We start from the raw sequence: 19,445 nt of genomic DNA on the forward strand, positions 1-19,445 counted from the left end.
GGGCACAGGCCCGTGGTGGGGTGGGCGCGTGGGGTCAGAGGGACAACCGGGACAATGGGCGCGTGCTTCACGACCTGTTCAGCCCGGATGTCCAGCACGCCCTGGACCTCGTCGGCATCTTCGTCTTCGCCATCTCCGGCGCGCTCCTCGCCGTGCGCAAGAACTTCGACGTCTTCGGCATCGCCGTCCTCGCCGAGGTCACCGCGCTCGGCGGCGGTCTTTTCCGGGACCTGATCATCGGCGCGGTGCCGCCCGCCGCGTTCACCGACCTCGGGTACTTCCTGATGCCGCTGATCGCGGCGGTCCTGGTCTTCTTCCTGCACCCGGAGGTCGAGCGGACGCAGACGGCGGTGAACGTCTTCGACGCGGCGGGCCTGGGGCTGTTCTGCGTGACGGGGACGACGAAGGCGTACGACTACGGGCTCGGGCTGACGTCCTCCGCCGCGCTGGGCCTGGCGACGGCCGTCGGCGGCGGTGTGCTGCGCGACGTGCTGGCGAACGAGGTGCCGTCGCTGCTCCGCTGGGACCGGGACCTGTACGCCGTCCCGGCGATCGTGGGGGCGACGATGGTGGTGCTGTGCATCCGTTTCGACATGCTGAACGCCTTCACCAGCGGTACCGCCGTCCTCACGGCCTTCGTGCTCCGTCTGCTGGCGCTGCGCTTCCACTGGCGGGCGCCGCGCGCCTGGAACCGCCGTTCGTCCGCGCGCGAGGAGCCGGAAAAAGCTACCGCTCAGTAATGACCTGCGGTACCGTCGAAACCATGAGCACGAGCACCGAGACGAAGCACCGGGCGAGCGCCGTCGCCACCAGCGAGTTCGACCGCGACACCGCCGTCACCCGCAGGGAGCCCGGCGTCTACGACGCGGAACTCTCCGCCGGCTGGACGATCATCCACGCCGTCAACGGCGGCTACCTCCTCGCCCTGCTCGGCCGCGCCCTCGGCGACCACCTCCCGCACCCCGACCCGTTCACGATCTCGGCGCACTACCTCACGCCGTCCGTGCCGGGCCCCGCGGTGATCCGGACCGAGACGGTCCGCACCGGCCGGTCCCTCTCCACGGGCCAGGCGTCCCTCTTCCAGTACGCCGAGGACGGCACCGAGGTCGAGCGGATCCGCGTCCTCGCCTCGTACGGCGACCTCGACGCCCTCGCGGACGACGTCCGCACCAGTGCTACGCCCCCGGCGATGGCCGCGATCGAGAACTGCTTCAGCGCCGCCGACAGCCCGGCCCCGCGGATCCCCGGCTCGTCCGCCATCGCCGACCGCCTCGACCTCCGCCTCGACCCGGCCTGCGTCGGCTGGGCGGTCGGCGCCCCCTCCGGCAAGGGCGAGATGCGGGCGTGGTTCGGCCTCGCCGACGGCCGCGAGCCCGACGCGCTGTCGCTGCTGCTCACCGTCGACGCCCTGCCGCCGACCTCCTTCGAGCTGGGCCTCAAGGGCTGGACCCCGACCGTGGAACTCACCACCCACGTCCGCTGCCGCCCGGCCCCCGGTCCGCTGCGGGTCTCCATCACCACCCGCAACCTCGCCGGCGGCTTCCTCGAAGAGGACGCCGAGGTCTGGGACAGCGCCGACCGGCTCGTCGCCCAGTCCCGCCAGCTGGCCCGCGCCCCGCGCGACTGAACGCGGGACGCGGGACGCCGGACGCCGGGCGCCCCGCACGGCCGTGCCGTACCGGGCGCCCCGTACGGCCGCGCCGTGGTGGGCTCGTAGAATCGACCCACCATGGCATACCTCGACCACGCCGCGACCACGCCCATGCTGCCCGAGGCGATCGAGGCGATGACCGCCCAGCTCGCCGTCACGGGCAACGCCTCCTCCCTGCACGCCCCGGGCCGACGGGCCAGGCGGACCGTCGAGGAGGGGCGCGAGACGCTCGCCGCCGCGCTCGGCGCGCGGCCGAGCGAAGTGGTGTTCACCTCCGGAGGCACGGAGGCCGACAACCTCGCGGTGAAGGGCCTGTTCTGGGCCCGCAGGGACGCCGACCCCCGCCGCACCCGCGTGCTCGCCAGCCCGGTCGAGCACCACGCCGTCCTCGACGCCGTCGACTGGCTCGCCGCGCACGAGGGCGCCGACGTGGAGTACCTGCCGGTGGACCGGCACGGCCGGGTGCGACCCGAGGCGCTGCGCGAGGCCATCGCCCGCGATCCCGAGTCCGTCGCCCTGGCCACCGTCATGTGGGCCAACAACGAGATCGGCACCGTCATGCCGGTCCGCGAACTCGCCGATGCGGCAGCCGAGTTCGGTGTGCCACTGCACGCCGACGCCGTCCAGGCCGTCGGCCAGGTGCCGGTCGACTTCGCCGCCTCGGGCCTCGCCGCGATGACCGTCTCGGCCCACAAGATCGGCGGCCCCTACGGGATCGGCGCGCTGCTCCTGGGCCGCGAGCACACCCCCGTACCCGTGCTGCACGGCGGCGGCCAGGAACGGCACGTCCGCTCGGGGACCCTCGACGTGCCGGCGGTCGCCGCGTTCGCCGTGGCAGCCGAGCTCGCGACCGAGCGGCGCGAGGAGTTCGCCCGGGAGGTCGGCGCCCTGCGGGACGAACTCGTCGCCGCCGTCCGCGCGGTCGTCCCCGACGCGATCCTCGGCGGCGACCCCGTCGAGCGGCTCCCCGCCAACGCCCACTTCACCTTCCCCGGCTGCGAGGGCGACTCCCTGCTCCTGCTGCTCGACGCGGCCGGCATCGCCTGCTCCACCGGCTCCGCCTGCACCGCCGGCATCGCCCAGCCCAGCCACGTCCTCCTCGCCACCGGCACCGACCCGGACCTCGCCCGCGGCACCCTGCGCTTCTCCCTCGGCCACACCTCCACCCGGGAGGACGTCGCCGCGGTCGCCGAGGCGATCGGCCCGGCCGTGGAACGCGCGCGAACCGCCGGCCTCAGCTGACCGCCACGGCCGGCCCGAAGCGCGGGCCCCACCCGGCCGTAGCGCCGGCTCGCCCCCGGGCCGGCGTGGTCGCGGTCGTCGCCGCCTGCCTCGGTCGGCCTGGCGTGGTCGCCGTCGCTGCCGGCGCGCCCCGCCTCGACCTGATCGCCGCCGGCGCGTCCCCGGCGGGCCGGTCTCACGCGGTCTTCTTCGACGCCTCGCGTACGAGCTTCAGGTAGCGGTTCCAGTCCCAGTGCGGCCCCGGGTCGGTGTGGTCGGTGCCCTCGACCTCCACGTGGCCGATGATGTGCTCCCGGTCCACGGGTATCCCGTAGCGGGCGCATATGTCCGCCGTCAGCCGCGCCGACCCCGCGTACATCGCCGCGGTGAAGTCCTGCGGCCGGTCGACGAAGCCCTCGTGCTCGATGCCGATGCTGCGCTCGTTCATGTCGCGGTTGCCGGCGTGGAAGGCGACGTCGAGCTCCCGGATCATCTGCGCCACGTGACCGTCCTCGCGGACGACGTAGTGGGCGGCGGCCCCGTGCCCCGGGTTCTTGAAGACCTTCAGCGCCGTCGCGTAGCTGCCCTGGACGACGTGGATCACGACCCGGTCGATCCGGTAGTCGTCCGGCCGGTCGGCCCGGCGCCAGTTGGCCCGCGCCGCCGCCGTCCACTCCGCGCCCTTGTGGTCGAGCTCACCGTCGACCCGCTTCTTCTCCGTGCCCGGCAGCCGCCACCAGAACCGCGCGAGTTCGTCCTTGGCCAGCGCGCCGACGCCGAGCACAGCCGCCCCGCCGCCGAGCAGCACCGCGCGCCGCCCCACCCGCCTGTCGGACGCGTCCGACCCCTTGCCCTTGCTCCCCATGACACCGAGAACGCTTACTCCCGCGTCCCCGGTTCCCGGCGCCCCGTACCCTGGTAGGGCTATGACTCAGACTCCGCCCCCGCGCCCCCTCCGCGTCCTCGCCGCCATGTCGGGCGGAGTGGACTCCGCCGTCGCCGCCGCCCGTGCCGCCGAGGCGGGCCACGACGTCACCGGCGTGCACCTCGCCCTCTCCGCGAACCCGCAGTCCTTCCGTACCGGAGCCCGCGGCTGCTGCACGATCGAGGACTCGCGCGACGCGCGCCGGGCGGCCGACGTCATCGGCATCCCGTTCTACGTGTGGGACCTGGCCGAGCGCTTCCGCGAGGACGTCGTCGACGACTTCGTCGCGGAGTACGAGGCCGGCCGCACGCCCAACCCGTGCCTGCGCTGCAACGAGAAGATCAAGTTCGCGGCGCTGCTCGACAAGGCGCTCGCGCTCGGCTTCGACGCGGTCTGCACCGGCCACTACGCCACCGTCGTCCTGAACGAGGACGGCACCCGTGAACTGCACCGGGCCTCGGACGTGGCCAAGGACCAGTCGTACGTCCTCGGCGTGCTCGACGAGAAGCAGCTGGCGCACGCGATGTTCCCGCTGGGCGACACCCTCACCACCAAGGACGAGATCCGGGCGGAGGCCGAGCGGCGCGGGCTCGCCGTCGCGAAGAAGCCCGACAGCCACGACATCTGCTTCATCGCCGACGGCGACACGCAGGGCTTCCTCGCCTCCCGCCTCGGCAAGGCGGAGGGCGACATCGTCGACGAGGCCGGCAACCGCATCGGCAGCCACGAGGGCGCGTACGGCTTCACCATCGGCCAGCGCAAGGGCCTGCGGATCGGCCACCCGGCCGCGGACGGCAAGCCCCGCTACGTCCTCGACATCTCGCCCGTGAACAACACCGTCACGGTCGGCCCGGCCGAGGCCCTGGACGTCACGGCCCTCACCGCGATCAAGCCCCGCTGGTGCGGCACCGCCCCGGAGGGCCCCGGCCGCTACACCGCCCAGCTCCGCGCCCACGGCGGCGAGACCGAGGTCACCGCCTCCCTCGCCGACGGCGAACTCACCGTCACCTTCGCCGAGCCCGTCCGCGGCGTCGCGCCCGGCCAGGCCGTCGTCCTCTACGACGGCACCCGCGTGGTCGGCTCCGCCACCATCGCCACGACGGTACGCCGCACCCCGACCCCCGCGTAGGGCCGCCGGGGACGGCCCACACCCGGCGCCGCCCAGGCCCGCCGGGTGACGGCCTACACCCGGCGCCGCCCGGGCCGCCGGGGACGGCCCACACCCGCGCCGCCCAGGCCCGCCGGGGGCGGTCTACGCCGCTCCCACGGGCTCCCGGTCCTCGGTCAGGAAGTCCTCGACGACCGGGGCCAGGACGTGCGGGGCGACCTCGTGGGTCTGGCCCGTCAGGGTGCGGTGCCGGGCCCGGGGGAGGGCCGCCGTGAGGGCGCGCGCCGCCTGCCGGGTCCCCGCGGGGCTCGCGCCGCCGTCGACCACGAGCACGCGCGCGTGGACGCGGGCGAGCCGCCGCTCGGGCAGGTCGCCGACGACGGCGAGGTCGTAGGCGAGGGTGCGGGCCGACTCCGCGACGCCCGGCCGCAGCGCCGTCACCCCGGGCGCCAGCCCCGGGGACCCCGCCGAGTCCGCCAGGAACAGGTCGAGCGCCGCCGCCCGCCGCCCCTGGTCGAGCAGGGCGGCCACCCGCCGCCACCGCTCCCGCTCCCGCGCCGAGTACGGCGGCTCGTAAACGGATACCGGCCCCGCCGGCACCCCCGCGGCCACCGCGGCGAGCGCCAGTACGCCCCCCGTGCCCGTCCCGTGCAGGGCGGCGCCCGCCCCGGCCTCCCCGACGACCGCCGCCAGGTCCTCGATCTCCCGCTCCACCGCGTACGGCCCGGTGTCACCGCTCGCGCCGCGGCCCCTCCGGTCGTACGCCACGACCGAGAAGTTCCCGGCCAGGAGACCGCCGAGGACCCGCTCGCCCGCGGCCGTACCCAGCGCGCCGCTCACCAGGACGAGCGGCGGCCCGTCGCCGTACCGCTCGTACGCGATCGGCGTCCCGTCGCGTGACGTGACCCGCCCCCGGGTCCTGCTCGGCGTGGTGCTCTCCTCGTCCATGGCAGGGCAGACCGAGGACGTCACCGGAACTCATCGCCGCCCGGCGGTATTCGTCGAAGAGAAATTGAAGGCGCTGGTCAGGGCCTACGGTGGAGCGCATGAACATCTGCGTCTTCCTGTCCGCCGCCGACCTCGACGAGCGCTACACGGCCCCCGCCCGCGACTTCGCCCGCCTCCTCGGCAAGGCCGGCCACACCCTGGTCTGGGGCGGCTCCGACACCGGGCTGATGAAGGTCGTCGCCGACGGCGTCCAGGAGGGCGGCGGCCGGCTCGTCGGCGTCTCCGTCGACTTCCTCGCCCACAAGGCCCGCCCGGACGCGGACGAGATGGTCGTCGCCGCGGACCTGGCCGCGCGCAAGGCCCTGCTCCTCGCCAAGTCCGACGCGATCGTCGTCATGGTCGGCGGTACCGGCACCCTCGACGAGGCCACCGAGATCCTTGAGCTGAAGAAGCACGGCAAGCACAGCAAGCCGGTCGTCCTCCTCAACACCGCGGGTTTCTACGACGGCCTGAAGACCCAGTTCCACCGCATGGAGGCCGAGGGCTTCCTCCCGCTTCCCCTCGCCGACCTCGTCTTCTTCGCGGACGACGGCCCGACCGCCCTCGCCCACCTGGAGGAGAACATCGCCTCCCGCTGATGCGAGCATGGTGACCATGGCTACTCATGTGATCACCGGAGCCGGTTCCGGCATCGGCGCGGCCGTCGCGCGCCGCCTGCACGCGCGCGGGGACGACCTCGTGCTGCACGCGCGCGACGCGGGGCGGGCCAAGGAGCTCGCCGCGCGGTTCCCCGGCGCGCGGACGCTGGTCGGGGACCTCGCCGACCCGGACCGGCTGTCCTGGGCGTTCTCGCACCAGACCATGCCCGAACGGGTCGACAGCCTGCTGCACATCGCCGGTGTCGTCGACCTCGGCCCGATCGGCGACCTCACCCCGAAGACCTGGCACCACCAGCTCAACGTCAACCTCGTCGCCCCCGCCGAGCTGACCCGCCACCTCCTGCCCCAGCTGCGGGTCTCCCAGGGCCACGTCGTCTTCGTGAACTCCGGCGCCGGCCTCGCCGCACACGGCGAGTGGGGCGCGTACGCCGCCTCCAAGCACGGCCTCAAGGCCCTCGCGGACGCCCTGCGCCACGAGGAGCACGCCAACGGCGTGCGGGTCACCTCGGTCTACCCGGGCCGCACCGCAAGCCCCATGCAGGCGAAGGTGCACCAGCAGGAGGGCAAGGAGTACGACCCGTCGAAGTGGATCGACCCCGAGTCCGTCGCGACGGCGATCCTCACGGCCGTCGACCTGCCGCGCGACGCCGAGATCAACGACCTCACCGTCCGGCCGGGACGCTAGACATGGGCGACACGACAGGCCGCGAGACGACAGGCCGTGGGGCGACGGACCGCGAGACGGCAGGCCGCGACACGACGGGTGGCGACACGACGGACATGAGCGACACGAAGCACTGGGGCCCGGCCACCGGCGTCGGCTCCCTGCCCGGCGGCGACGCCCGCGAGGCCGCCAAGACCGCCACCGGCTCCTTCGAGGACTTCCCCTTCCTCCCCGAGCTGCCCGCCCGCGGCCCCGGCGCCGACATGATCGGCCGGACCATCGGGATGCTCGTCGACCTCTACGCGCACGTGGAGCCCAGCGGTTGGCGCATCAGCGACCGGCCCGGCCGCGACACCAAGCGCGCCCGCTCCTGGCTCGGCGAGGACCTGGACGCCCTGGAGGAGTTCACCCAGGGCTACGAAGGCCCGCTCAAGGTCCAGGCCGTGGGCCCGTGGACGCTCGCCGCCGCCCTCGAACTGCACGGCGGCGAGGCGGCCCTCGGCGACGCGGGCGCCTGCCGCGACCTCGTCGGCTCCCTCGCCGAGGGACTCCACGGCCACCTCGCCGAGCTGCGCAAGCGGGTCCCGGGGGCCAGGCTCGTCCTCCAGCTCGACGAGCCCTCGCTCACCGCCGTGCTGCGCGGCCACGTCCGCACGGCCAGCGGCTACCGCACCTACCGGGCCGTCGACCGCCAGGTCGTGGAGAGCGCCCTGCGGGACGTGATCGCCGTCCACGACGGGCCGGTCGTCGTCCACTCCTGCGCCCCCGACGTCCCCTTCGCCCTGCTGCGGCGGTCCGGTGTCGCCGGCGTCTCGTTCGACTTCGGCCTCCTCACCGAACGTGACGAGGAGCCGATCGGCGAGGCGGTGGAGGCCGGGACGAAGCTCTTCGCCGGTGTGGTGCCGTCCACTGACGGCCCGTTGTCGGACCCGGGCGGTAGCGTCATGGGTGTCAGGACGCTGTGGCGCAGGCTGGGGCTGAATCCGGGGACTCTCGCCGAGTCCGTGGTCGTCACCCCCACGTGCGGGCTCGCGGGCGCTTCGCCCGCCTACGCCCGGGCGGCGCTCGCCCACTGCGCCCGGGCGGCGAGATCGCTCGCGGACAACCCAGAGTGACCGGGTTTCGAGGTACGGGAGGACGGACGAAGGTGGCAGTCGAACAGGGGGCCCTGCCCGCCGAGGCACGGGAGAAGCACGCCGACCTCGCCGAGCAGGTCGAGGAGCACCGCTTCCGGTACTACGTGAAGGACCAGCCGGTCGTCAGCGACGGCGAGTTCGACAAGCTCCTGCGCGCGCTCGAAGCGCTGGAGGAGGAGTACCCGGAACTGCGGACTCCGGACTCGCCGACCCAGAAGGTCGCCGGGCAGTACGAGACCGAGTTCACCTCCGTCGAGCACCGGGAGCGCATGCTCTCCCTGGACAACGCCTTCGACGACGAGGAGCTGGCCACCTGGGCCGAGCGCGTCGGGCGGGACGTCGGCACCCCCGACTTCCACTACCTGTGCGAGCTCAAGGTCGACGGCCTGGCGGTCAACCTCACCTACGAGCACGGGCGGCTGACCCGCGCCGCCACCCGCGGCGACGGCCGCGCCGGCGAGGACATCACGCCGAACGTGCGGACGATCGCCGACATCCCGGACCGGCTGCGCGGCGACCGCGTCCCGGACCTCGTGGAGATCCGCGGCGAGGTCTACTTCCCGATGGAGGCCTTCGAGGGGCTCAACGCCCGTCTGGTGGAGGCCGGCGACAAGCCCTTCGCCAACCCGCGCAACGCGGCGGCCGGTTCGCTCCGCCAGAAGGACCCGAAGGTCACCGCCTCCCGCCCGCTCCACATGGTCGTCCACGGCATCGGCGCGCGCGAGGGCTTCGACATCTCCCGGCTCTCGGAGACGTACGAGCTGCTGCACGAGTGGGGGCTGCCCACGGCCCGGCACAACCGGGTGGTCGACTCGCTCGACGGGGTGCGCGAGTTCATCGCGTACTTCGGGGAGAACCGTCACTCCGTGGAGCACGAGATCGACGGGGTCGTCGTCAAGCTCGACGAGATCCCGCTCCAGGGCCGGCTCGGCTCCACGGCCCGCGCCCCGCGCTGGGCCATCGCGTGGAAGTACGCGCCGGAGGAGGTCAACACCAGGCTGGTCGACATCAAGGTCGGCGTCGGCCGGACCGGGCGCGTGACGCCGTACGCGCAGGTGGAGCCGGTGACCGTGGCCGGTTCCGAGGTCGAGTTCGCCACCCTCCACAACCAGGAGGTGGTGAAGGCCAAGGGCGTGCTGATCGGCGACACGGTCGTGCTGCGCAAGGCCGGCGACGTCATCCCGGAGATCCTCGGTCCGGTCGCCGACCTGCGGGACGGCACCGAGCGGGAGTTCGTGATGCCCGCCGAGTGCCCGGAGTGCGGGACGCCGCTGAAGGCGATGAAGGAGGGCGACATCGACCTCCGCTGCCCGAACGCCCGGACCTGCCCGGCCCAGCTGCGCGAGCGTCTCTTCTTCCTGGCCGGGCGGCAGTGCCTGGACATCGAGAACTTCGGCTCGGTGGCCGCGGCGGCGCTCACCCGGCCGCTGGAGCCGGCCGAGCCGCCGCTCGTGGACGAGGGCGACCTCTTCGACCTGACCATCGAGCAGCTGCTGCCGATCAAGGCGTACGTCCTGGACCCGGACAGCGGACTGCCCAAGCGGGACCCGAAGACCGGTGAGGAGAAGATCGTCACGGTCTTCGCCAACCAGAAGGGCGAGCCGAAGAAGAACGCCCTGGCGATGCTGGAGAACATCGCGGCGGCGAAGACCCGGCCGCTGGCCCGGTTCATCAACGGGCTCTCCATCCGGCACGTCGGGCCGGTCGCGGCCGAGGCGCTGGCCCGCGAGTTCCGCTCCCTGGAGCGGATCGAGCAGGCGACCGAGGAGGAGTTGGCGGCCGTCGACGGCGTCGGCGGGATCATCGCGGCCGCGGTGAAGCAGTGGTTCTCCGAGGAGTGGCACCGCGAGATCGTGCGCAAGTGGCGGGCCGCCGGGGTCACCCTGGAGGACGAGGGGGCCGGGGAGGAGGTGGGGCCGCGTCCGCTGGAAGGTCTCACGGTCGTCGTGACCGGCACCCTGGAGCGGTTCACCAGGGATGGCGCAAAAGAGTCGCTCCAGGGCCTCGGAGCGAAGGTGACCGGTTCCGTTTCGAAGAAGACCGACTTCGTGGTGGTCGGTGAAAACCCTGGTTCGAAGTACGACAAGGCGATGCAGCTGAAGGTTCCGGTTCTGGACGAGGAAGGCTTCTCCGTCCTGCTCGAACAGGGGCCCGAGGCGGCTCGGGAGGCCGCGGTCCCGGTCACCGGCTAGCCGCCCACCACCCCGCGGAAGGCCACCCGTTCGGCGCATACCAGATCGTTACGGGTGGCCGGGTCGCATTCGGGCAAGACAAGGAGAGCGCTGCCCGTCGGAGCCCTCGGCGGCCTAGGGTGGTGACCGTGCGTCTCGTCCCGCACGGCCGCCGGGGGCTCCGCCCCGCCGCGCGCCGGCCGGACGACGGACGGCCGCACCGCGGCCCCGCGCACACCCGACGGCACCGCCGCCTGTGAGAGGGACGGGAATGGAACCGACCGAGAGCGCCGCCCCGGTCCCACGGCCACACGGCCGTGCGGTCACTCCGGGCTTCACCTCCCGGCTGCCCGCAGCCGTGGTGGGCATCGCCGCCGTCGTGCTCGTCGTCGGGCTCCAGCAAGCCCTGAGCACAGGTCACGGCCTCTTCCCCGGCGGGGTCCCCGGCTGGTCCCTCGCCCTCCTCGCCGGCCTGATCGTCGGCCACCTGGTCGCCCTCGGCCGCGACCGCTGGTGGGGCGGCACCGGCTCCGGCGCCGCCCTCACCCTCGCCGTCCTGCTCCTGTACGGCTGGGTGCCCGCCGGCCTCGTCTCGCTGACCGTCGTCGCCCTGGTCGGCGCCGCCCGCCGGCACCGCTGGCGCCAGGGCGTGCTGCACGGCGCCGCCGACGTCCTCGGCGTGGCCGCCGCCGCCGTCGTCCTCGGCCTCTTCGGAGACGTGCCGACCGTCGAAGCGCCCTGGCAGCCCCTCGACTGGACGATCGGGGACCTCCCGGAAGTCGTCCTCGCCGCGGGCGCCTACCTCGTGGCGACCCGGCTCCTGCTGTGGTACACGCTCGCGCCCCAGGGCCGGGGCCTGCCCACCGTCGCCCGCAGCGCCCTCCTCCGCCAGGGCCTCGTCGCCGTCGCCCTGCTCGGCATCGCCCCGCTCATCTGCGTCGTCGCCGCCACCCGGCCGGTCCTCCTGCCGCTCTTCGCCGTCCCCCTCATCGCCCTCGACTCCACCCTGTGGATCGCCCGCGCCCGCGCCGAGGAGCAGCTCCGCGACCCGCTCACCGGGCTCCCCAACCGCCAATGGCTCCTGGAGCGGGCCTGGACCGCCCTGGAGGAGGCCGAGGGCGAAGGGGCCCGCGCCGCACTCGTCCTGATCGACCTCGACCGCTTCCGCTCGGTCAACGACACCCTCGGGCACCTCGCGGGCGACCGGCTGCTCCTCCAGATCGCCGAACGGCTCCGCCTCGCCCTGCCCCGCGGCGCCGAGGCCGCCCGCCTCGGCGGCGACGAGTTCGCCGTCCTGCTGCCCACCGCCGACTCCACCACCAGCGCCCAGCGCGTCGCCCGCCATCTCGTCGCCGAGCTCTCCTCCCCGCTCGACCTCGACGGGCTCACCCTCGTCCTGGAGGCCAGCGCCGGCGTCGCCGTCTTCCCCGACCACGCCCTCGACGCCGAGGGCCTGCTGCGCCGCGCCGACGTCGCCATGTACCAGGCCAAGCGGGACCGCACCGGCGTCGAGGTCTACGAGTCCAAGCGCGACTCCAACACACCCGACCGGCTCGGCCTCCTCGGCGACCTCCGCCGCGCCCTCGACGCAGGCGAGGTCGAACTCCACTACCAGCCCAAGGTCCGCTTCGACGGCCAGGTCGCCGGCCTGGAGGCGCTCGTCCGCTGGGTCCACCCCGAGCGCGGCAAGGTCCCGCCGGACGAGTTCATCGCCATCGCCGAGTCCTCCGGCCTGATGCCGCACCTCACCGAGTACGTCCTGGAGACCGCGCTCGCCCAGGTCGCCCGCTGGCGCGCCCAGGGCCTCAACGTCCCGGTCGCCGTCAACGTCTCGCCGCGCGACGTCCACACCCCCGGCTTCGCCGGCGCCGTCGCCGCCCGGCTCGCCCGCCACGGCGTCCCGGCCGGCGCGCTCCAGCTGGAGATAACGGAACACGTCCTCCTCGAAGACCCCCAGCGGGCCGCCGACACGCTCAACGGCCTCACCGGCCACGGCGTCAAGATGTCCCTCGACGACTTCGGCACCGGCTACTCCTCCCTCGTCCACCTCCGCCGGCTGCCCGTCAGCGAACTGAAGATCGACCGCTCCTTCGTCGCCCGGCTCGCCGTCGACACCGAGGACGCCGAGATCGTCCGCTGCACCGTCGACCTCGCCCACTCCCTCGGCCTCCTCGTCGTCGCCGAGGGCGTCGAGGACGACGAGACCTGGGAACGCCTCCGCGACCTCGGCTGCGACGCCGTCCAGGGCTGGCTCGTCGCCGCCGCCATGCCGCCCGTCGAAGCCACCGCCTGGCTCCTCGCCCGCGGCGAACACGGCTGGCGCCGCCCCGCCGACATCGCCGCCGAGGTCGACTTGGACCACCCTTCGGGCCAGGTCGTGCAGTGACCGACCCCGTCCGGGGGCAAACCGTTTCACGGGCAGCGGTGCGGGCCCCATAGGATTGGGCCAACACCATCAAGCTCACCCCGTGAGGATCCGCATGCCTGGCATCACGCGCGAGGAGGTCGCCCACCTCGCTCGGCTGGCGCGTCTGGAGCTGAAGGGCGAAGAACTCGACCACTTCGCCGGCCAGCTCGACGACATCATCGGCGCGGTCGCCCGCGTCTCCGAGGTCGCCGACCAAGACGTACCGCCGACCTCCCACCCGCTGCCGCTGACGAATGTCATGCGCGCGGACGAGGTCCGTCCGTCGCTCACCCCCGAGCAGGCGCTCTCCGGCGCCCCGGCCCAGGAGCAGCAGCGTTTCAAGGTGCCGCAGATCCTGGGGGAGGACTAACAGTCATGACGGACAACATCATCAAGCTCACCGCGGCCGAGATCGCCGGGAAGATCGCCGCGGGCGAGCTCACCGCGGTCGAGGTCACCGAGGCCCACCTCGCCCGCATCGAGGCCGTCGACGAGAAGGTCCACGCCTTCCTGTACGTCGACCGCGAGGGCGCCCTCGCGCAGGCCCGCGCCGTCGACGAGAAGCGCGCCCGGGGCGAGAAGCTCGGCCCGCTGGCCGGTGTGCCGCTCGCGCTCAAGGACATCTTCACCACGCTCGGCATGCCGACCACCGTGGGCTCGAAGATCCTCGAGGGCTGGATCCCGCCGTACGACGCGACCCTGGTCAAGAACCTGAAGGCCGCCGACGTCGTCATCCTCGGCAAGACCAACATGGACGAGTTCGCGATGGGCTCCTCCACGGAGAACAGCGCGTACGGTCCGACCGGCAACCCGTGGGACCTGACCCGGATCCCCGGCGGCTCCGGCGGCGGCTCCTCGGCCGCCCTCGCGGCGTACGAGGCCCCGCTCGCCATCGGCACGGACACCGGCGGTTCGATCCGCCAGCCCGCCGCCGTCACCGGCACCGTCGGCGTGAAGCCGACCTACGGAGCGGTCTCCCGCTTCGGCATGGTGGCCTTCTCGTCCTCCCTCGACCAGGGCGGGCCCTGCGCCCGTACGGTCCTGGACGCGGCCCTCCTGCACGAGGCCATCGCCGGGCACGACCCGCTCGACTCGACCTCCATCGACGCCGAGGTCCCGCAGGTCGTCGAGGCCGCGCGCAACGGCTCGGTCGCCGGCATGCGCGTCGGCGTCGTCAAGCAGTTCCGCGGCGAGGGCTACCAGGCCGGTGTCGTGCAGCGCTTCGACGAGTCCGTCGAGCTGCTCAAGGAGCTGGGTGCCGAGATCGTCGAGCTGGACTGCCCGACGTTCGACCTCGCCCTTTCGGCGTACTACCTGATCGCGCCGTCCGAGTGCTCCTCGAACCTGGCCCGCTTCGACGCCATGCGCTACGGCCTGCGGGTCGGCGACGACGGCACGCGGTCCGCCGAGGACGTCACCGCCCTCACCCGTGAGGCCGGTTTCGGCGACGAGGTCAAGCGCCGCATCATCCTGGGCACGTACGCGCTGAGCTCCGGCTACTACGACGCGTACTACGGCTCGGCCCAGAAGGTCCGCACCCTCATCACCCGCGAGTTCGAGAAGGCCTTCGAGGAGGTGGACGTGATCGTCTCCCCGACGACCCCCACCACCGCGTTCCCGATCGGCGAGCGTGCCGACGACCCGATGGCGATGTACCTCGCGGACCTGTGCACGATCCCGACCAACCTGGCCGGCAACGCCGCCATGTCGCTGCCCTGCGGCCTGGCGCCCGAGGACGGTCTGCCGGTCGGCCTGCAGATCATCGCTCCCGCCATGAAGGACGACCGTCTGTACAAGGTCGGCGCCGCCGTCGAGGCGGCCTTCGTGGAAAGGTGGGGGCACCCGCTGCTTGAGGAGGCTCCGTCGCTGTGAGTGCCATGGCAAAGAAGGCCAAGAACTTCAAGAAGTCGAAGACCGGCGTCTACGTCTCGCTGGCGACCACCGCGTTCGGTGCCATCAGCGTGGCGAAGCAGGCCAAGATGGCCCGCAACGACAACGACATGCTGCGGCTGATCGATTCCGCCGTGTCCGCCGCCGCCATCGTTACCGGCCTGGCGATCCTCTACCGGGAGCTCAAGCGCCTGGGCGACGACGACGTCCTGCTGGGCTGAGAGGGAAAGTCTCACCGTGACTGTCACTGAACTGCTGTCGTACGACGCGGCCCTCGCGGCGTTCGACCCCGTCATGGGCCTGGAGGTCCATGTCGAGCTCGGCACCAAGACGAAGATGTTCTGCGGCTGCTCGACCGAGCTGGGCGCGGAGCCGAACTCGCAGACGTGCCCGACCTGCCTCGGCCTGCCCGGCTCGCTGCCGGTCGTCAACGCGATCGGCGTCGAGTCCGCGATCAAGATCGGCCTCGCGCTGAACTGCGAGATCGCCGAGTGGTGCCGCTTCGCCCGGAAGAACTACTTCTATCCGGACATGCCGAAGAACTTCCAGACCTCCCAGTACGACGAGCCGATCGCCTTCAACGGCTACCTGGACGTCCAGCTGGAGGACGGCGAGATCTTCCGCGTGGAGATCGAGCGCGCCCACATGGAGGAGGACACCGGCAAGTCCACCCACATCGGTGGTGCGACCGGCCGCATCCACGGCGCCTCGCACTCGCTGCTCGACTACAACCGGGCCGGCATCCCGCTCATCGAGATCGTCACCAAGCCGATCGAGGGCGCGGGCGAGCGGGCCCCCGAGGTCGCCAAGGCGTACGTCGCCGAGCTGCGCGAGCTGATCCGTGCCCTGGGCGTCTCCGACGCGCGCATGGACAAGGGCCAGATGCGCTGCGACGTCAACCTGTCGCTGCGTCCGAACGGCACCAAGACGTTCGGCACCCGTTCGGAGACGAAGAACGTCAACTCGCTCCGTTCGGTGGAGCGTGCGGCGCGCTTCGAGATCCAGCGCCACGCGGCCGTGCTCACCTCCGGTGGGACGATCGTGCAGGAGACCCGACACTTCCACGAGGACGACGGCTCCACGACCTCCGGCCGCATCAAGGACAACGCCGAGGACTACCGGTACTTCCCGGAGCCCGACCTCGTCCCCGTGGCCCCGGCCCGCGAGTGGGTCGAGGAGCTCCGCAAGGGGCTGCCCGAGCTGCCGCGGGTGCGCCGCAACCGGCTGCGCGAGGAGTGGGGCGTGTCCGAGCTGGACATGCAGTCCATCCTCAACGCGGGGGCGGTCGACGCGATCGTCGCCACGATCGAGGCGGGCGCGGACGCGGCCTCGGCCCGCAAGTGGTGGATGGGCGAGCTCGCCCGGAACGCCAACGAGCAGGGTGTGTCCCTCGAAGAGCTGGCGATCACGCCGGCGGACGTGGCCCGGGTCTCGGCCCTGGTCGCCTCGGGTGACCTCAACGACAAGCTGGCCCGGCAGGTCATCGAGGGCGTTCTCGCCGGCGAGGGCACTCCGGACGAGGTCGTCGAGAAGCGCGGTCTGAAGGTCGTCTCCGACGACGGCGCGCTCGGCACGGCCGTCGACGAGGCCATCGCGGGCAACGCGGCCATCGCCGACAAGATCCGCGGCGGCAAGGTCGCCGCGGTCGGCGCCCTGGTCGGTGCGGTCATGAAGGCCACCCGTGGCCAGGCGGACGCGGCGAAGGTCAAGGACCTGATCCTGGAGAAGCTGGGCGTCACCGAGGGCTGATCCCCTCCTGGGGACCTCGTAGGAGGGCGGTACGGCTGTCGCGAGACGGCGGTACCGCCCTCTGCCCGTGTGCGGGGCGCTAGGCGAGCACCTCGTAGGTGAGCGTGTAGTCCGCGTCGTCCTCGGTGAACTTGTACTCCAGTTCTCCTTGGCCGGCATGGGAGCGGCCCGCGTAAAAGCGGCCGAGGAGGTCGTCGTCGTCCGGGGAATCGTCGTCGAAGAGTTCGACACGGGCGCGTGTGCCGAAGTCGATCAGCGGGACGGCGGACAGGTCCGCCGTGTCCCCGTTGTTCAGGCCCGGAGATTCCGCGCCCCACACCTGAACCCCGTTGACCAGCAGGCGCTGTTCGTCCTCGCCGTGGTCGTCCTCGGTCGTCGTGCAGTGGAGAGAAATCAGTCGAAGCCTCATTACCACCCCCAGCTATTCGTCGAGCAGCCTGAGTCGAGGGTAGGGGTGAATTCTCCTTTCGGGCAATGGAGCGCGGGACGCGCAATGCGGGCGCATTCTTGGTGAATTGGTGCGCCCCCGCATTCCCGAATGGACGGCGCGTAAACCGGATTGACGGTGTGTGGCCGTTCATCGCCATTTCTCCGCGGAGTCTTCTCGCCGTCACCGCGTCTCACTACCGTCCCCGGCGTACCACCCAATGGCTCGAAGGCGAACCGTTGGCCGTCGACTGGAGGTCGGTCTTGTCATCCGAGATGTCCCGCAGAAGGCTGCTCGCGCTGGGCGGAGGCGCCCTCGGCGCGGCCGCGGCAGGATCGCTGCTGCCGCCGTCGCTGCAGGAGGCGATGGCCGCGGAGCCCCCGGCCGGGGGGATGGGGGCGGTCCGGCACGTGGTGATCCTGATGCAGGAGAACCGTTCCTTCGACCACTACTTCGGCACCCTGCGCGGCGTCCGGGGTTTCGGCGACCGCAACGCCGTCGAGCTGCCCTCAGGCCGACCGGTGTTCGAGCAGCCGGCCGCGCTCGGCCGGACCGTGCTGCCCTTCCCGATCCGCGCCGCCGCCGAGGCGCAGCGCAAGGACCTCCAGTACATCGGCGACCTCGACCACTCCTGGGGCGGCGGCGCCAAGGCCTGGCGCGGCGGCTGGATGGACGGCTGGGTCTCGGCCAAGACCGCCGCCACCATGGCGTACTACGACCGGCAGGACATCCCCCTGCACTACGAGCTCGCCGACACCTTCACCGTCTGCGACGCCTACCACTCGTCGATCCACACCTCGACGAGCCCCAACCGCAACCACCTGTGGTCCGGCTGGACCGGCTTCGAGGCCGACGGCAGCCGGGCCGTCACCAACGCCGCCTACGCCGAGGGCACCCACCCCGGCTACGGCTGGTCCACCTACGCGGAGCGGCTCGAAGCGGCCGGGCGGAGCTGGAAGACGTACACCGAGTGGGAGAACTTCACCGACAACAACATCGAGTTCTTCACCACCTTCAAGGACATCGCCCGCAAGGCGCTCGCCGGGACCGGCGGGCACGCCTTCATGGAGTCGTTCTACGCCGCCGTCCGCGACACCGACGACGCCGCCGAGCGGACCAGGCTCCTCGGCCTCCTGGAGGAAGGCGTCGCCGGCCTGACCGAGGCCGAACGCTCCCTCTTCGAGCGCGGACTGCGGCGCGTCGAGTCCGGCACCCTCGCCGACGCCTTCCGCGCCGACGTCGCCGCCGGCACGCTCCCCGAGGTCTCGTACCTCGTCCCCTCCGCGATCGACAGCGAGCATCCCGGCTCCTCCTCGCCGGTCGCCTCCGCCGGCCTCGTCTACAAGGTGCTCGACGCCCTCGGCTCGCACCCGGACGTGTGGCGCCACACCGTCGTCCTGATCAACTACGACGAGAACGACGGCTTCTTCGACCACGTGCCGCCGCCGGTCCCACCCGCCGAGAACACGGACGAGCGCTGGAAGGGGCAGCCCACCGGCCTCGGCATCCGGGTGCCGCTGCTCGTCGTCTCGCCGTGGTCGGTCGGCGGCTACGTCTGCTCCGAGACCTTCGACCACACCTCCGTGATCCGATTCCTGGAGCGACTCACCGGCGTCCGGGAGCCCCAGATCACCCCCTGGCGCCGGGCCGTCACCGGCGACCTCACCTCGGCCTTCGACTTCAAGCGGGGCCGCCGGCAGCCGCCCGTGGACCGGCCGGGGCCGATCCCGCCGTTCACCGGCCGCTGGCGGCCGCAGCCCCCGGCCGTGCAGCGGATGCCGCTCCAGGAGCCCGGCGTCCGCCCGGCCCGCCCCCTGCCGTACCAGCCGGACGCCTCCGCCACGACCGGTGCCGGTTCCGTGACCGTCACGCTCGGCAACACGGGCAGGGCGAGCGCGCACTTCGCCCTCTACCCGTACGCGGGCGAGTTCGCCGTCCCGCAGCACCGGGACGTCAGGGGGACGGGGCAGTGGACCGTCCCCGTCCCGGGGGAGCGCTACCGCTTCACGATCACCGGCCCCAACGGCTTCCGCCGCGAGTTCGAGGGCCCGGCGACGGGCGGCGCCGAGGTGGCCTCGCGCATCGACCACCACGACCGTGACCTGCACATCACCGTGCGCAACACGGGTGCCGAGCGGCTGACCTTCACGATCAGGCCGCTGGGATACGTGGACGAGGACGACCTCGTCGACTGGACCAGGACCGTCACGGTGAAGCCCGGGAAGACCCGTACGGTCGTGCACTCGGCCGCCGACGCGCACGGCTGGTACGACGTCGAGGTGACCGCGCCGGACGGCTTCCGCCGCCGGTTGATGGGGCACATCGAGAACGGCCGCCCGAGCGTCTCGGGGTGACGCCCGCGGCGCGTGCGGGGGGCCGGCGACCTCGGTCCCTTATCCCCCGCACACGCCTGTGAGCATCGACACGAAAGGGACAAACGATCACGTTTGGCTGTAAGAGTGGGCGCACGTAGGTCATGCGTTCTTCTC

General features: G+C 72.6%; 17 protein-coding genes. 14 read left to right on the top strand and 3 right to left on the bottom strand.

Annotated features, from left to right (window positions below; genetic code table 11):
• Window positions 1-62: 62 nt before the first annotated feature.
• The 3 genes from MRBLMG1_RS10325 (at window position 63) to MRBLMG1_RS10335 (ending at window position 2,893) form a co-directional block, all read left to right on the top strand.
• Window positions 63-740 (top strand): trimeric intracellular cation channel family protein, encoded by a 678-nt coding sequence (locus MRBLMG1_RS10325; protein WP_367822954.1) that lies wholly within the window; start codon window positions 63-65, stop codon window positions 738-740.
• 23 nt (window positions 741-763) lie between these two features.
• A complete protein-coding gene (locus MRBLMG1_RS10330; RefSeq protein WP_367822956.1) occupies window positions 764-1,627 on the top strand; it encodes a thioesterase family protein in 864 nt (287 codons plus the stop codon).
• 102 nt (window positions 1,628-1,729) lie between these two features.
• Complete coding sequence (locus MRBLMG1_RS10335) at window positions 1,730-2,893, top strand: cysteine desulfurase family protein (RefSeq protein WP_367822958.1); 1,164 nt, start codon at window positions 1,730-1,732, stop codon at window positions 2,891-2,893.
• Window positions 2,894-3,068: 175 nt separating this feature from the next.
• Here the strand turns inward: MRBLMG1_RS10335 and MRBLMG1_RS10340 are convergent, their stop codons facing one another.
• A complete protein-coding gene (locus tag MRBLMG1_RS10340; RefSeq protein WP_367822959.1) occupies window positions 3,069-3,737 on the bottom strand; it encodes an N-acetylmuramoyl-L-alanine amidase in 669 nt (222 codons plus the stop codon).
• A 61-nt stretch (window positions 3,738-3,798) separates the two neighbouring features.
• Between MRBLMG1_RS10340 and mnmA the strand changes: the two genes are divergently transcribed.
• Window positions 3,799-4,926, top strand: a complete 1,128-nt coding sequence (gene mnmA / locus MRBLMG1_RS10345; RefSeq protein ID WP_367822961.1) for a tRNA 2-thiouridine(34) synthase MnmA — start codon at window positions 3,799-3,801, stop codon at window positions 4,924-4,926.
• A gap of 123 nt (window positions 4,927-5,049) precedes the next feature.
• Here the strand turns inward: mnmA and MRBLMG1_RS10350 are convergent, their stop codons facing one another.
• On the bottom strand, window positions 5,050-5,853 hold the full coding sequence (locus MRBLMG1_RS10350) for an alpha/beta fold hydrolase (RefSeq protein ID WP_367823053.1): 804 nt from the start codon (window positions 5,851-5,853) through the stop codon (window positions 5,050-5,052).
• 98 nt (window positions 5,854-5,951) lie between these two features.
• Between MRBLMG1_RS10350 and MRBLMG1_RS10355 the strand changes: the two genes are divergently transcribed.
• The 9 genes from MRBLMG1_RS10355 (at window position 5,952) to gatB (ending at window position 16,529) form a co-directional block, all read left to right on the top strand.
• Window positions 5,952-6,491, top strand: a complete 540-nt coding sequence (locus tag MRBLMG1_RS10355) for a TIGR00730 family Rossman fold protein (protein WP_367822963.1) — start codon at window positions 5,952-5,954, stop codon at window positions 6,489-6,491.
• Between the two features lie 7 nt (window positions 6,492-6,498).
• Window positions 6,499-7,197, top strand: coding sequence for an SDR family oxidoreductase (locus tag MRBLMG1_RS10360; protein ID WP_367822965.1), 699 nt, complete (start codon window positions 6,499-6,501; stop codon window positions 7,195-7,197).
• Window positions 7,198-7,292: 95 nt separating this feature from the next.
• Entirely contained in the window at window positions 7,293-8,291 is a 999-nt protein-coding gene (locus MRBLMG1_RS10365; RefSeq protein ID WP_367822967.1) for a methionine synthase, read from the top strand.
• A 32-nt stretch (window positions 8,292-8,323) separates the two neighbouring features.
• Complete coding sequence (gene ligA, locus MRBLMG1_RS10370) at window positions 8,324-10,504, top strand: NAD-dependent DNA ligase LigA (RefSeq protein ID WP_367822968.1); 2,181 nt, start codon at window positions 8,324-8,326, stop codon at window positions 10,502-10,504.
• Window positions 10,505-10,754: 250 nt separating this feature from the next.
• Window positions 10,755-12,869: a putative bifunctional diguanylate cyclase/phosphodiesterase gene (locus MRBLMG1_RS10375; protein ID WP_367822970.1), complete on the top strand. Its 2,115-nt coding sequence runs from the start codon at window positions 10,755-10,757 to the stop codon at window positions 12,867-12,869.
• 94 nt (window positions 12,870-12,963) lie between these two features.
• Window positions 12,964-13,260, top strand: coding sequence for an Asp-tRNA(Asn)/Glu-tRNA(Gln) amidotransferase subunit GatC (gatC, locus tag MRBLMG1_RS10380; RefSeq protein ID WP_015036350.1), 297 nt, complete (start codon window positions 12,964-12,966; stop codon window positions 13,258-13,260).
• A 5-nt stretch (window positions 13,261-13,265) separates the two neighbouring features.
• On the top strand, window positions 13,266-14,762 hold the full coding sequence (gene gatA / locus MRBLMG1_RS10385; protein ID WP_367822972.1) for an Asp-tRNA(Asn)/Glu-tRNA(Gln) amidotransferase subunit GatA: 1,497 nt from the start codon (window positions 13,266-13,268) through the stop codon (window positions 14,760-14,762).
• Window positions 14,763-14,767: 5 nt separating this feature from the next.
• Window positions 14,768-15,001 carry a hypothetical protein gene (locus tag MRBLMG1_RS10390; protein WP_189513203.1) on the top strand — a complete coding sequence of 78 codons (234 nt, stop codon included), beginning with the start codon at window positions 14,768-14,770 and terminating at the stop codon, window positions 14,999-15,001.
• Window positions 15,002-15,017: 16 nt separating this feature from the next.
• Entirely contained in the window at window positions 15,018-16,529 is a 1,512-nt protein-coding gene (gene gatB, locus MRBLMG1_RS10395) for an Asp-tRNA(Asn)/Glu-tRNA(Gln) amidotransferase subunit GatB (RefSeq protein ID WP_367822974.1), read from the top strand.
• Between the two features lie 79 nt (window positions 16,530-16,608).
• On the opposite strand, the gene MRBLMG1_RS10400 is transcribed toward gatB, so the two are convergent.
• Window positions 16,609-16,938 carry a hypothetical protein gene (locus MRBLMG1_RS10400; RefSeq protein ID WP_367822976.1) on the bottom strand — a complete coding sequence of 110 codons (330 nt, stop codon included), beginning with the start codon at window positions 16,936-16,938 and terminating at the stop codon, window positions 16,609-16,611.
• A gap of 281 nt (window positions 16,939-17,219) precedes the next feature.
• On the opposite strand from MRBLMG1_RS10400, the gene MRBLMG1_RS10405 reads away from it, so the two are divergent.
• Window positions 17,220-19,310, top strand: coding sequence for a phosphocholine-specific phospholipase C (locus MRBLMG1_RS10405; protein ID WP_367822978.1), 2,091 nt, complete (start codon window positions 17,220-17,222; stop codon window positions 19,308-19,310).
• Window positions 19,311-19,445 lie beyond the last annotated feature (135 nt).

Origin of the sequence: Streptomyces sp. LMG1-1-1.1 (assembly GCF_040815545.1) — a bacterium.
GTDB lineage: Bacteria > Actinomycetota > Actinomycetes > Streptomycetales > Streptomycetaceae > Streptomyces.